Origin of the sequence: Streptomyces sp. NPDC057445 (assembly GCF_042802855.1) — a bacterium.
In the GTDB taxonomy this organism is placed as follows: domain Bacteria; phylum Actinomycetota; class Actinomycetes; order Streptomycetales; family Streptomycetaceae; genus Streptomyces.
The window spans coordinates 24,001-37,094 of the sequence record NZ_JBHVDH010000028.1 but is presented as its reverse complement, the minus strand read 5'-3'; the positions used below and the strand labels follow the sequence as shown (position 1 = coordinate 37,094).

General features: G+C 69.8%; 11 protein-coding genes. 7 read left to right on the top strand and 4 right to left on the bottom strand.

The annotated features are described in order from the left end of the window. Positions 1-114: 114 nt before the first annotated feature. Positions 115-948: a S1 family serine peptidase gene (locus ACFU5O_RS33930; RefSeq protein ID WP_384246279.1), complete on the top strand. Its 834-nt coding sequence runs from the start codon at positions 115-117 to the stop codon at positions 946-948. A 172-nt stretch (positions 949-1,120) separates the two neighbouring features. On the opposite strand, the gene ACFU5O_RS33925 is transcribed toward ACFU5O_RS33930, so the two are convergent. Beyond that, positions 1,121-1,351, bottom strand: a complete 231-nt coding sequence (locus tag ACFU5O_RS33925; RefSeq protein ID WP_384246278.1) for a hypothetical protein — start codon at positions 1,349-1,351, stop codon at positions 1,121-1,123. 439 nt (positions 1,352-1,790) lie between these two features. On the opposite strand from ACFU5O_RS33925, the gene ACFU5O_RS33920 reads away from it, so the two are divergent. The 3 genes from ACFU5O_RS33920 to ACFU5O_RS33910 all read left to right on the top strand — a co-directional run bounded on the left by ACFU5O_RS33920 (position 1,791) and on the right by ACFU5O_RS33910 (position 6,275). Next, entirely contained in the window at positions 1,791-3,908 is a 2,118-nt protein-coding gene (locus ACFU5O_RS33920; RefSeq protein WP_384246276.1) for a type IIA DNA topoisomerase subunit B, read from the top strand. A 136-nt stretch (positions 3,909-4,044) separates the two neighbouring features. Next, positions 4,045-4,686: a DUF485 domain-containing protein gene (locus ACFU5O_RS33915; protein ID WP_384246275.1), complete on the top strand. Its 642-nt coding sequence runs from the start codon at positions 4,045-4,047 to the stop codon at positions 4,684-4,686. After that, positions 4,683-6,275, top strand: a complete 1,593-nt coding sequence (locus tag ACFU5O_RS33910) for a cation acetate symporter (protein ID WP_384246274.1) — start codon at positions 4,683-4,685, stop codon at positions 6,273-6,275. Before ACFU5O_RS33915 ends, ACFU5O_RS33910 begins: the two co-directional genes overlap by 4 nt. A gap of 63 nt (positions 6,276-6,338) precedes the next feature. Here ACFU5O_RS33910 and ACFU5O_RS33905 read toward each other — a convergent pair whose 3' ends face one another. The 3 genes from ACFU5O_RS33905 to ACFU5O_RS33895 are packed head-to-tail and all read right to left on the bottom strand — an operon-like array spanning position 6,339 to position 9,365. After that, entirely contained in the window at positions 6,339-6,944 is a 606-nt protein-coding gene (locus tag ACFU5O_RS33905) for a hypothetical protein (RefSeq protein WP_384246272.1), read from the bottom strand. Positions 6,945-6,954: 10 nt separating this feature from the next. Further along, on the bottom strand, positions 6,955-7,704 hold the full coding sequence (locus ACFU5O_RS33900; protein WP_384246271.1) for a response regulator: 750 nt from the start codon (positions 7,702-7,704) through the stop codon (positions 6,955-6,957). Next, the gene (locus ACFU5O_RS33895) at positions 7,701-9,365 is read right to left on the bottom strand and encodes an ATP-binding protein (RefSeq protein ID WP_384246270.1); all 1,665 of its coding nucleotides are present in this window, start codon (positions 9,363-9,365) and stop codon (positions 7,701-7,703) included. The genes ACFU5O_RS33900 and ACFU5O_RS33895 overlap by 4 nt, the downstream gene beginning before the upstream one ends. 279 nt (positions 9,366-9,644) lie before the next feature. Between ACFU5O_RS33895 and ACFU5O_RS33890 the strand changes: the two genes are divergently transcribed. Genes ACFU5O_RS33890 through ACFU5O_RS33880 form a run of 3 tightly spaced genes read left to right on the top strand, consistent with a single transcriptional unit; the run spans position 9,645 to position 13,090 of the window. Then, positions 9,645-10,736 carry a CobW family GTP-binding protein gene (locus ACFU5O_RS33890; RefSeq protein ID WP_384246268.1) on the top strand — a complete coding sequence of 364 codons (1,092 nt, stop codon included), beginning with the start codon at positions 9,645-9,647 and terminating at the stop codon, positions 10,734-10,736. A 42-nt stretch (positions 10,737-10,778) separates the two neighbouring features. Then, on the top strand, positions 10,779-11,951 hold the full coding sequence (locus tag ACFU5O_RS33885) for a DUF1266 domain-containing protein (protein WP_384246267.1): 1,173 nt from the start codon (positions 10,779-10,781) through the stop codon (positions 11,949-11,951). Then, a complete protein-coding gene (locus tag ACFU5O_RS33880; protein WP_384246266.1) occupies positions 11,948-13,090 on the top strand; it encodes a DUF1266 domain-containing protein in 1,143 nt (380 codons plus the stop codon). Before ACFU5O_RS33885 ends, ACFU5O_RS33880 begins: the two co-directional genes overlap by 4 nt. Positions 13,091-13,094: the final 4 nt, after the last annotated feature.

The following is a 13,094-nucleotide window of genomic DNA, read 5'->3' as shown; positions in this document are numbered from 1 at the left end:
GAGCCCGGTTCCCGAGAGGGGGCCGGGCCCTCGCACGTTGTGCACCGGGTGCGGGCTGCTCCGGCCTGACTGACTCTGAGTGGACGGATTACCACCGGAGAGTCAGGAGACGGTATGCGTCGCCCCATTGCCCGAACACTGGCAGGACCACTGGCCCTGATGGCGGCCGCGGTCCTTGTGCCGCTGACGCAGCCTGCGCCGGCATCCGCCGACGGCGTGATCATCGGCGGCCGGCCGGCTCGGTCCGAGGACAGCCCCTGGGTCGTCGCCCTGTCCAGTCGTGACCGGTTCGGAGGTATGAGGGCAGGTCAGTTCTGCGGCGGTGCGGTCGTGGCGCCCACGAAGGTGCTCACGGCCGCCCACTGTCTCAGCCGTGAGGTGCTGGGGGCGTCTGTGGGAAACGTCCGCGATCTGCGCGTCATCGCGGGTCGGGCGGAGCTGCTGGGCTCGGGCGGTCAGGAGATCCCGGTACGGGAGGTGCGGCTCGCGCCCGCCTACAACGCGAGCACGAACTCCGCCGATCTTGCCGTGCTGACGCTGTCCAAGGCCCTCCCCGCGGACCGTGTGATCGCGGCGGCGGCCAGTGGCGACCCGGCGTATGCGCCCGGCACCGCCGCGGTGGTCTACGGCTGGGGGGACACATCAGGGGCCGGCAGCTACGCGTACACGCTGCGCTACGCACCGGTGCGGGTGCTGCCGGACGCGGCGTGCGACAAGGCGTACGCGGGCGTTCCGGGCGGCCCCCGCTATGAGCCTTCCACGATGCTCTGCGCAGGAGACGAGCACGGTGGCCACGACGCGTGCCAGGGAGACAGCGGAGGGCCTCTCGTGGCGGGCGGCCGGCTGATCGGGCTGGTCTCCTGGGGCAGCGGATGCGGCCGGGCCGACAGCCCGGGCGTCTACACCCGGGTCGGCACGGTTCTTCCGTCGGTCGGCGGCCGGCCCTGAGAGGCAGACGCCCACCTCAAGTCCCGGGCGCTTCACCGAGGGGCATGTGCGGACGGCGACCGCGCTGTTGCTGCGAGTCATGAGAATGGGCGGTCACCCCCGGCAGGAGGGGCGGCCGCCCATCGGCCGGTCCTGGACCGGCCCTTGGCTCGTCGTCGGACGCGAGAGTCAATCAGCGCTCGTCGTCGCCGGTGCTGTCCGGTACGGCGGTCAGCCGGTCGGTCTCATCCTGTATCTCCGCGGCGATCTTCTTGAGTTCCGGCTCGAACTTGCGCCCATGGTGGGCACAGAAGAGCAGCTCACCGCCGCTGGTCAGGACGACACGCAGGTACGCCTGGGCGCCGCATCGGTCGCACCGGTCAGCGGCCGTCAGCGGGCTCGCGGGGGTCAGAACAGTAGTCACGTCGCCTCTTCTCTAGCTCGACGAGCTGTCGTACCAGGGTCAACATCCAACCAGGCCGAAAACGTTCCCGCTCCCGCCTTTTCCTCGAAACTTCTCCTTCAAGGTGGCTGTCTGCTGCCGGTTGGCGGCGAATGTGCCGTATTGCTTAGCTTTACGGTTTCGCATTGCTTGTCTGTGCAGTTTCGGTCCCCCCGGCTGGGTTGCCGGTTGTTCATGAGGACGTGCCCGGAGCCTAAATGGTTCATGCCCGGAAGGGAACGTGATGTGCACGTCACTCCATCGAGGGATCGAACGTGTATGCGATCGTCGTCTAGCATGAAGAATCATGAGGGTGGCGTTACATCGGCTCTACCAGGCCTCGGTACCCTCTGACCGGCGACCGACGCCGGGGCCTTTACCCCACAGGGGCCAGATCCAAATTCAGCGAGGAGCGAACCGCGTGACCGCCGAAACGTCCGTGCCGTCCAGTGCGCTGCTGACCGCAGACCGTGACGGTTCCAACTACACAGCGCGGCACTTGCTGGTTCTCGAAGGCCTCGAAGCTGTCCGCAAGCGGCCCGGCATGTACATCGGGTCGACCGACAGCCGTGGTCTCATGCACTGCCTCTGGGAGATCATCGACAACTCCGTGGACGAGGCCCTCGGTGGGTACTGCGACCACATCGAGGTGATCCTCCACGACGACAGCTCCGTCGAGGTCCGGGACAACGGCCGGGGCATCCCCGTCGACGTCGAGCCCAAGACGGGGCTCTCCGGCGTCGAGGTCGTCATGACCAAGCTGCATGCCGGCGGAAAGTTCGGCGGCGGTTCCTACGCCGCCTCCGGCGGTCTGCACGGTGTCGGCGCCTCCGTCGTCAACGCATTGTCGTCCCGTCTCGACGTCGAGGTCGACCGGAACGGCGCGACCCACTCGATCAGCTTCCGCCGCGGTGTCCCCGGCATGTTCACCGAGTCCGGTCCCGACGCCCCCTTCGACCCGGCCAACGGGCTGATCAAGGGCAAGCGGGTGCCCAAGACCCGCACCGGCACCCGTGTGCGCTACTGGGCGGACCGCCAGATCTTCCTCAAGGACGCCAAACTCTCCCTCGAGACGCTCCACCAGCGCGCCCGCCAGACCGCCTTCCTCGTGCCCGGTCTCACGATCGTCGTCCGCGACGAGCGTGACCTGGAGGGCGAGGGCAAGTCGCAGGAGATCTTCCGCTTCGACGGCGGCATCAGCGAATTCTGCGAATTCCTCGCCCAGGACAAGCCGGTCTGTGACGTCGTGCGCCTCACGGGCCACGGCTCCTTCAAGGAGACCGTCCCCGTCCTGGACGACCGCGGCCACATGACTCCGACTGAGGTCACCCGCGACCTCGCCGTCGACATCGCGCTGCGCTGGGGCACCGGCTACGACACCACGCTCAAGTCATTCGTCAACATCATCGCAACCCCCAAGGGCGGCACACATGTGACCGGATTCGAGCGCGCCGTCACCAGGACGGTCAACGAGGTGCTGCGCTCCATGAAGATGCTGAGGGTCGCCGAGGACGACATCGTCAAGGACGACGCCCTCGAAGGGCTCACCGCAGTCGTCACCGTCCGGCTCGCCGAGCCCCAGTTCGAAGGCCAGACCAAGGAGGTCCTCGGCACCTCCGCGGCCAACCGGATCGTCGCCAATGTCGTCGCCAAGGAGCTGAAGGCGTTCCTGACGTCGACCAAGCGGGACGCCAAGGCGCAGGCCAGGTCCGTCCTGGAGAAGGCCGTCGCCGCCGCCCGTACGCGTATCGCGGCGCGCCAGCACAAGGAGGCCCAGCGCCGGAAGACGGCCCTGGAGTCATCGTCCCTGCCGGCCAAGCTCGCCGACTGCCGCAGCGACGACGTCGAGCGCAGCGAGCTCTTCATCGTCGAGGGGGACTCCGCGCTCGGCACGGCGAAGCTCGCCCGGAACTCCGAATTCCAGGCGCTGCTCCCCATCCGGGGCAAGATCCTCAACGTTCAGAAGTCGTCTGTCTCCGACATGCTCAAGAACGCCGAGTGCGGCGCGATCATCCAGGTCATAGGAGCGGGCTCGGGCCGCACCTTCGACCTTGACGCCGCCCGGTACGGCAAGATCGTCCTTCTCGTCGACGCCGATGTCGACGGCGCGCACATCCGCTGCCTGCTGCTCACGCTCTTCCAGCGCTACATGCGGCCGATGGTCGAGGCGGGCAGGGTCTTCGCCGCTGTGCCGCCGCTGCACCGGATCGAGCTCGTCCAGCCCAAGAAGGGCCAGGACAAGTACGTGTACACGTACTCGGACAACGAGCTGCGTTCCACGCTGCTGGAGTTCCAGCGCAAGGGCGTCCGCTTCAAGGACTCGATCCAGCGCTACAAGGGCCTCGGGGAGATGGACGCCGACCAGCTGGCGGAGACCACGATGGACCCGCGCCACCGCACGCTGCGCCGGATCAACATCAGCGACCTGGAATCCGCCGAGCAGGTCTTCGACCTCCTGATGGGCAACGAGGTCGCCCCGCGCAAGGAGTTCATCACCAGCTCCGCGGCGACGCTGGACCGCTCGCGCATCGACGCCTGATACCCGACCTCAGGGGCGGAACCGCAGCATCCGTCACCTAATGGGGTGAAGAGGAGGAGAGAAGAGTCCGGGATCTCCCCGTTCTGTCCATTCTTGGCACGCGACCGCAATGGTTCGCTGACAAGGAGAACTGAGCGTGGAGAAGCAGGACGGCCGGGACGACGGGGCTGAACGCATCGACGACCCGTGGTACGACGCGCTGGCCTCCGGATGGGGCGAGCTGGACGGCACGGGTGTACCCGTGGCCGCGGCGCCCTCCGGGGCGGCGTACCCGGAGCGCCACCGCACGGCGACCGACATCTATCTGGAAGTGCAGCGCAGCACGGCCTTCCAGGAGGTGCGCACCCGCTATCGGCGGTTCGTCGTTCCCGCGACTCTCGTCTTCTTCGTCTGGTACGTGGCGTATGTGGTCGCCGCCACAGCCGCACCGGGTCTGATGGCGAGGCCCGTCGCGGGCGCGGTCAATGTGGCGATGGTGGCGGGACTCGGCCAGTTCCTCAGCACCTTCCTGTTGACGTGGGCGTACGCCCGGCATGCCCGGCTGCGCAGGGACCGCGCGGCACTGGATCTGCGGTGGACGGTCTTCGACCAGACACGGGACCAGGACCCCGTCCGGGAGAAGGGCTGTACGGGGAGCGCACCGGGGCCGGTGCAGAGCGTGCAGCCGCCGCAGAGCATGGTTCCGGCGCAGGCCGTGGAGCGGACGAGGAGCGCCGAGTCGGTGCAGGCCCTCGAGCCGGTGCGGGACCTGACGCAGATGCGGGGGGCCGAGCGTTGACCGGCGACCACCAGACTCTTGCGCTGCTGCTCTTCAGCGCCTTCATCGCGGTGACCCTGGGCATCACCACCTGGGTCAGCCGCAACCGGCACGGTTCCGCAGAGGAGTTCTACGTGGGCGGGCGACTGTTCTCGCCGATGGAGAACGGTTTCGCCATAGCCGGGGACTACATGTCAGCGGCCTCCTTCCTGGGTATCTCCGGGCTGATCGCCCTCTACGGCTACGACGGAATGCTCTACTCCGTGGGCTTCCTCGTCGCCTGGCTGGTCGTTCTGCTGCTCGTCGCCGAACTCGTACGCAACTGCGGGCGGTTCACGCTCGCCGATGTGGTCGCGGCCCGGATGAGGGAGCGCCCCGTACGCATCGCGGCGGGCACTTCCTCGGTCACCGTGTCCGTTCTCTATCTGGTGGCGCAGATGGTCGGGGCCGGCAGCCTGGTCGCCCTGCTCCTGGGCGGGACGAGTGAAGCCGCACGCTCCTGGACCGTCATCGGGGTCGGTGCCCTCATGGTGATCTATGTGTCCTTCGGCGGGATGCGGGCCACCACGTGGATCCAGATCGTCAAGGCCGTGCTGCTGATGGCGGGCGCGATCACGCTCACCGTGCTCGTACTGGCCCGCTTCCACGGCGACTTCAACCAACTGCTCAACTCCGCTGCCGAACAGAGCGGCCACGGCAAGGACTTCCTCTCGCCGGGGCTGCGTTACGGCGGCGACTGGACCGCCCGTCTGGACTTCATCAGCCTCGGGCTCGCCCTCGTGCTGGGCACCGCCGGACTGCCCCACATCCTGTCCCGCTTCTACACCGTGCCGACCGCGCGGGCTGCACGCCGCTCGGTCGTCTGGTCCATCGGCCTGATCGGCAGCTTCTACCTGATGACGATCGTGCTCGGCTTCGGCGCCGCGGCCATCCTCGGCACGAACGAGGTGCGCGCGTCGAATGCCGCGGGGAACACGGCGGTTCCGCTTCTCGCCCTCGATCTCGGCGGCGGCGCGGGCTCCACGGGAGGCACCGTGCTGTTCGCCGTCGTGGCGGCGGTGGCCTTCGCGACCATCCTGGCCGTCGTAGCCGGGATCACGCTCGCCTCATCGGCCTCGGTCGCGCACGATCTGTACGCCTCGCTGAAGCGTCGTCATGCCAAACAGCACAGCGAGGTCGCGGTGGCGCGGGTCGCCGCGGCGTTCATCGGAGCGGCAGCGATCGCGCTCGGACTGCTCGCGCGCGATCTGAATGTCGCCTTCCTGGTCGGCCTGGCCTTCGCCGTCGCCGCCTCGGCCAATCTGCCGGTGCTGCTGTACTCGCTGTTCTGGCGGAACTTCACGACCCGTGGCGCGGTGTGGTCGGTCTACGGCGGGCTGATTCCCGCGGTGCTGCTGGTGCTGGTCTCGCCGGTGGTCTCGGGCAGTCCGGAGGCCCTGTTCCCCGGCGTGGACTTCCATGTCTTCCCGCTGCAGAACCCTGGTGTGGTCTCCATCCCGCTCGGCTTCCTCGCGGGCTGGATCGGCACCGTCACCTCGTCCGAAGTGCCGGACGAGGCGAAGCACGCGGAGACGGAGGTGCGGGCGCTGACGGGGGCGGGGGCGGTGTGAGCCGTGAGGAGCCGACGGGGTGAGGGGTGACGGAGCGAGGAGTCCGAGCGGTGACGGGGCGCGTCACCAGCACCAGACGACGATCCGGACGCTTTCCGTACCGTAGGTGGCGGCAAGGTCGCGCATGGCCGTCCAGACCGGTGCCCAGCGGCTGTCGTGCTCGGCGAGCATCCGCAAGGTGAGACGCACAGGACGGTGGACAAAGCCGTCCAATGGCACCTCGCCGCCCGGCGGCCACTCGGCGGGCGCCAGGATGCTGTCGCTGCCGAATGCGACCGATGCCTCTTCTGCCAAGGCCCGCGACGCCGGAACGACGTCGTGCAAGGTGAGTTCGCCGCTCGATTCCCGCCGCCACCGCCCGGCGTAGCCCCACGCCGGGTCGGGGGAGAGCGGGGCGTCCCAGTCCAGGGCGACCAGTTCCGCCCAGGTCGCCCAGGTGTGGCTCCACTGCCATTCTTCGCCGGCGGCCTCGCGTATCGACTCCGAGGCGTCGTCGGGCAAGCCCCGGTCACCGAAGAGCGGATCCAGAATCTCGTATCCGCCGCAGTTCCACAGAGCCCCCCAGGCCGTCTGGTCGCGGCCCAGCCGGAAGTCCATCAGGTCCGCTTCAAGCTCCCAAGGGTGCCCCGGCTCGCGACTTTCGATCCCGCCGTCCATGTCCGTCCCCACGGCGGCGAGCCTAACGGCTGTCCTCCGGAGCCTGCCGGTCAGATCCGGACGACATGTCCTGGACGCCCGCCGCCCACGTGTACCTGTGCTCCGGGCGGCCCGTCTCCCCGTACCTCAGGGACAGATTGACCCGGCCCGAGCGTTCCAGGAGCTTCAGATAGCGCTGGGCGGTCTGGCGGCTCACCCCGGCGTGTTCGGCGATCTCCTGGGCGGAGAGAGCGGCCTCGGCGGCGAGGAGCACCTTGCGGACCAGCCCGGCGGTGGTCGGGGAGTGGCCCTTGGGGAGCCCCGGGGAGCTCGTGGCGGAGAGGGCGCCGAAGATGGCGTCCACTTCGGCCTGTTCGGCCTCGCCGCCGCGGTCCAGGGTGCGGCGCAGTCCGGCGTAAGCCTCCAGCCTGGCGCGCAGGCCGGTGAAGTTGAACGGCTTCACCAGATACTGGAGTGCACCGTGCCGCATCGCCGCCTGGACGGTGGCGACATCACGGGCCGCCGTCACCATGATCACGTCGGTCTGATGCCCATGACGGCGGAGCTCGCGGACGACCGAGAGCCCGCTCTCGTCCGGCAGGTAGTGGTCCAGCAGAATCAGGTCCACGTGCAGTCCGGCGATCCGGGCGAGTGCCTCGGTGGCCGAGTGGGCCTGTCCGACGACGTGGAAGCCCGGCACCCTGGCCACGTAGGCCGCGTTGATCCGCGCGACACGGACGTCGTCGTCCACGACCAGGACATTGATCGGTGCGTCGGTCATTGCGTCGGTCATCGTGGCTCTCCCGCGGTCGCGAGCCCGGATTCCACCAGCGCCTCCGGGAGTACGACGGTGAACTCCGCCCCGCCGCCCATGTCGGCGCCCGATTCGGCCACGCGGACGCTGCCGCCCTGCCGTTCCGCGAAGCGCCGGACAAGTGCCAGCCCCAGCCCCCGCTTGCCGTGTGCGGGGAGCTCCTTCGTGGACCATCCCTCGGTGAAGATCAGTTCGCGCTGTTCGGCCGGGACGCCGGGTCCACTGTCGGCGACCCTCAGGACCACCGTGCGTCCCTCGCCGCGCAGCTCGATCCCGATGCGCGGATCCTCGGAGCCGGCGGCGGCGTCCAGCGCGTTGTCGACGAGATTGCCGACCACCGTGACCAGGCCGCGCGGGTCGACCAGCCGGTCGGGGAGGAGTGTGCCGGGCGCGATCCGCAGCGAGACACCGCGCTCCGCCGCGACCGTCGCCTTGCCGACGAGCAGCGAGGCCAGCAGCGGGTCGTGGATCTTCTCGGTGACCTGCTCCGCGGTGGCCCGGTGCACACCCACGACCTCGGTCACGAACTCCGCGGCCTCCTCGTGCAGCTCCAGTTCCAGCAACCCGAGCAGTGTGTGCATACGGTTCGCATGCTCATGGTCCTGGGCACGCAGCGCGTCGATGAGGCCGCGCGTCGAGTCCAGCTCCCGGCCGAGCTGCTCCAGCTCCGTGCGGTCGCGGAGCGTCGCGACGGCGCCTCCGTCGTCCGTCGGCATCCGGTTGGCTATCAGTACGCGGTGTCCGCGCACGGTCACCAGGTCCTCGCCGGTCACCCGCCCGGACAGCACGTCCGTCGTGCGGCCCGGGCCGAGGACCTCCTCGAGCGGCTGTCCGACGGCCTCCGGCCCGAGGCCGAGGAGGCGTTGCGCCTCGTCGTTCGTCAGCCTGATCCGGCCCGACCTGTCGAGGGCGACCACCCCTTCCCTGATGCCGTGCAGCATCGCTTCGCGTTCGGCGAGCAGCGACGAGATGTCGGAGAAGGCCAGGTCATGGGTCTGCCGCTGGAGTCTGCGGGAGATCATGTAGGCGGCGAGGGCGCCGGCCGCCAGGGCGCCCCCGGCGTAGGCGAGCAGTCCGGGGATCGCGGCGAGCAGCCGGTCGCGGACGCTGTCGTACTCGATCCCGACCGAGACGGCGCCGATGATCTTCCCCCCGTCGTCGCGGAGAGGGACCTTGCCCCGGGCGGAGCGGCCGAGGGTGCCGCTGTCGATCTCCATGACGTGGTGCCCCGCGAGCGCCTGGCGGGGGTCGGTGGAGACGACCCCGCCGATGTTCCTGGGGTCGGTGTGCGACCAGCGCACCCCGCGGGTGTCCATGATCACGACGTACTCGGCCCCGGCGGCCAGCCGGATGCGCTCGGCCTCCCGCTGCACGGGGCCGTCGGCCGACGGCCGCGAGGCCAGAAGATCGTCGGCGACCTGTGGTGAGGCGGTGGTCTCGGCTATCGCCAGCGCGCGCCGCATCGCCTGGTCGTCGAGCTGGGCGCTCAGCGGGGCCAGGAAGAGGCCGGTGGCCAGCACGGTGACACCGGCGGCGATGGCCAGCTGCATCAGCAGGACCTGCGCGAAGACCCGCCGCGGCCAGCCGAACCGCCGCCGTCTCGCGGGCGCGCCCTGGGGGCCGGTCGGTGCGGGGCTCATAGGGATGCACGGTAGAGGGCGGGGACGCGCTTCGGAAATCTCGCTGTCGCGGTCGCCGCGGTGCCTCGTCCCTCGCGAGTGCTGCTCTCCACGGCGCCTCGTCGCCGCGGTCCGGGGACCGAGCCGGGGCGCTCCGGGCACCGAGCCGGCCGCAGCGATCACCGGGGTGCGCCCGGAACCTGGAACCGGCGGCATGGCCGGGGACGGCGGCGGGCCGGCTGCGGGGCGCCGCATATTCTGGGGCGGGACAATCGGGTCGTCGTCCGGAGAGGTGCCGCGTTGAGCAAGCAGCAGATCCCCGTCATCGTCCTCGCGGGCTTTCTGGGATCGGGCAAGACGACCCTGCTCAACCATCTGCTGCGGGCGGGTCGCGGTACCAGGATCGGCGCGATCGTCAACGACTTCGGATCGATCGAGATCGACGCCATGACCGTGGCCGGTCAACTGGGTGACTCCACGGTGTCGCTCGGAAACGGCTGTCTGTGCTGTGCCGTCGACGCGAGCGAGCTGGACGTCTTCCTCGAGAAGCTCACCCGGCCCGCCGCCCGGCTCGATGTGATCGTGATCGAGGCGAGCGGCCTCGCGGAACCGCAGGAACTCGTCCGTATGCTCCTGGCCAGCGAGAACGAACGGATCGTGTACGGCGGCCTGGTGCAGGTCGTCGACGCGGCCGAGTTCGACGCGACGAGGGAGAGGCACCCCGAGATCGAGCGGCATCTCGGCATCGCCGATCTGATCGTGCTGAACAAGGCGGACCGGGTCGACGCCGCGGCGGCCGGTCGTCTGCGGTCGCGTATCGCGGGGCTCGCCGACGGAGCGGCCGTGATCCCGGCCTCGTACGGACGTGTCGATCCCGCGCTGCTCTTCGAGTGCCGCCCGCGGACCGAGCGCGTAGGACAGCTGTCGTTCGAGGACATCGACGAGGACGGGAACGACGAAGCGGGGACCGGGCACCACGGCCACGACGGTCATCTGCACACCGCCTACGAAACCGTCTCGTTCACCGCAGCCGACGCCCTGCACCCGCGCCGGCTGCTGGACTTCCTCGACTCGAGGCCCGAAGGGCTCTACCGGATCAAGGGATTCGTCGACTTCGGCGACGCGGACCCGCTCAACCGGTACGCCGTCCACGCCGTCGGCCGGTTTCTCCGCTTCTACCCGGAGCCCTGGCCGGCGGTCGAGGCAGCCGGGCCCCGGGGCACAGAGCTGGTCCTCATCGGCTCCGGCATCGACACCGGAGTCCTGCTCGAGGAACTCGACGCGGTCAGGGTGACCGGTCCGCAGGACGCGCCGGCCGAGCACAGCATGTGGGGTGTTCTGCGGTACGTGCCCGAGCCCCGGGATGAGGAACCGGACGACTACATGCAGTGACCCGTTGTCCGGCGGGAGTCGGGCAGTTCATAGGATCGACCCGTGACGACAGGTACAACCGCGTGGGCCCCGCCGACTGAGACCGAGCAACTGCTGTACGAGGCAAGGGAGGCAAGGGAGGCGAGTGCGAGTGGTGTGCGGGGCGCGGAACTCGCCGTACTCTCCCGCGCCCCGCTGTTCCTGACCCTCCCTCGGCTGCACGCGGACACCCCTGGATTCCGCGCCCTGCCGGCTTCCGTCAAAGACCCGGAGACCGGCAAGCCGAGCCTCCCGGTGTTCACGGCGGGCATGCTGCCGCCATGGAACCCGGAATGGGTGCACCGGTCCGTCACCCTTGCCGAGCTGGCACAGGAGTGGCCGAACGACCGATGGCGGCTGGCGGTCAACCCGGGCTCACCTTGCGCGATCACTCTCGAGGCCAGGCGCTCGCACCGACAGGCCTGGCTGAGGGCCGCGGCGGACACCGGTGGCCCCCGGCGCGGACTGCTGGTCACGCACACGGGCGGTCCGTTGCAGGGCTCCCTTGCGCACGGTCTGGCCTGCGGCGCGCATTTGTCGGTGCACAACAGCGTGGCGTGGAACGAGCTCGGCACGACGTACTTCGACTACTTCCGTGACGCCGCGACGCTGCGCGGCATCTGGAGGGTCACGAACCGCGCGGGCTTCCTCGACAAGCTGGACGCCCTGTGCAACGCCATGCTCTGCGGCAGGGAGGAAGCCATCGCCCTCACCGCCCGCACCGGACTCACCGACCGGCTGGGCCGGTCACCCTCCCACGAGGAGTGGCTGGATGCCGTCACCCGGGCCCTGCTCGTGCGCAGGGCGGACACGGAGACGGTCGAGGAGGTCCGGGCGACCGCCGGGCGGATCGCCTGTTACGAGGAGCGCTTCCGCGCCGACGGGGTGCTCGGCGCCGGTGAACGGGTCGATTCGCTGAGCGCGTTCGACTACGGACGGATCGTCGCCTTCGTACGGATGGCGCTCGGCGCACGCCTGTGCGCCCCTCAGGAGGCCGAGCAGGCGGTCCTCACGGCCGGCAGGCTGAGCCGCCAGAGGTACGCCTCGTGGGGCGCGTTCTCGGCCGCGTACTCGCTTGCACGTGTACTCGCCTTCGACGAGGACGAGTTCGGGCAGACGTACCAGGAGTCGGTCGCCCAGCACCGGATCCTCACCCAGGACCAGAAGAGCCCCTGCCGGAGCGTTCCGTGGTCATGAACTGGGTGCCGCCGACGGCGGTGGAGCGTGAACTCTACGAGGCCCGGCTGCGCCAGGACGTGGACGCGCAGCTCAAGGTGCTGGCGGCCGAGGAGCTGTACATAGGCCAGCCCCGGCACGAGGTCGACGCCGAGCCGGACATCGTCCGCTGGCGGGCCGCCGTGGACCCGGTGACCGGGGGCCGGTACAGGCCGCTGCTCACGCGGGGCGTGCTGCCGCCGTGGCATCCGGACTGGGTCTTCCACAGCGTCTCGCTCGACTGGGTGGCGGAGTTCGACTGGCCGGACCCGAAGCAGTGGCTGGTCGTGAACGGCGGCACCCCCGCCGCCGTGACCCTGCCGGCCTCGCCTCAGCACCGCGCGGTCTGGCGCCGCTACTACGCCGAGAACGACCGCACGACGGACAACCGGCTGACCGCCCTGCACACCGGGCCCCTGTTCGGTCCGCTCGCCTTCGGGCTCGGGTGCGGGGCGCACCTCGCCGTCTCCAACGGCGTGCCCTGGAACGAGGTGGGCACCGTCTATCTCGACTACGAGTCCCAGCGGCGCATGCTCCGCGAGTCCTGGTCGATCAGCGACAACGCGGGATGGCACAGGCAGATGAGCGCCCTCCTGGACTACTCCAACAGCCCGCCGCAGCCGGAGTTCGCGCTGCGGGTCCGCGAGCAGTTGCGCAGGGGACTGGGCGAGCTTCCGGCCGCCGATCTTTGGCGCGAAACCGCTGCCGGATCCCTCCACGACCAGGGCGCGCCGCCCGGCGTCGTCAAGGACATGGAGGAGCTCGTGCGCCGCATCATGCGCTACGAAGCCCGTTTCCGTGCCGACGGACTGCTTCCCGACGACGGCCGGGTGGTCAGTGCCGCCGCGTACGACTACGGGCGGGCGCCGTCCGTGGCCCGATGGGGGCTGGCCGCGCGCCACTGCACCCCGCACGAGGCGGAGCAGGCGATCGTCCACGCGGGCGCGCTGAGCAGGTCGGCGTACCACTCGTGGGAGGAGTTCTCGGCGGGGTACACGCTGGGCCGGGTGCTGCGCTTCGACGAGGACGAGTACGGCGACTACTACCAGGGCGCGCTGTCGTCCCACCGGCTGCTCATGGAGAACGAGGGCAGCCCCTGGCGGAACATCCCCTGGAAATGACGGC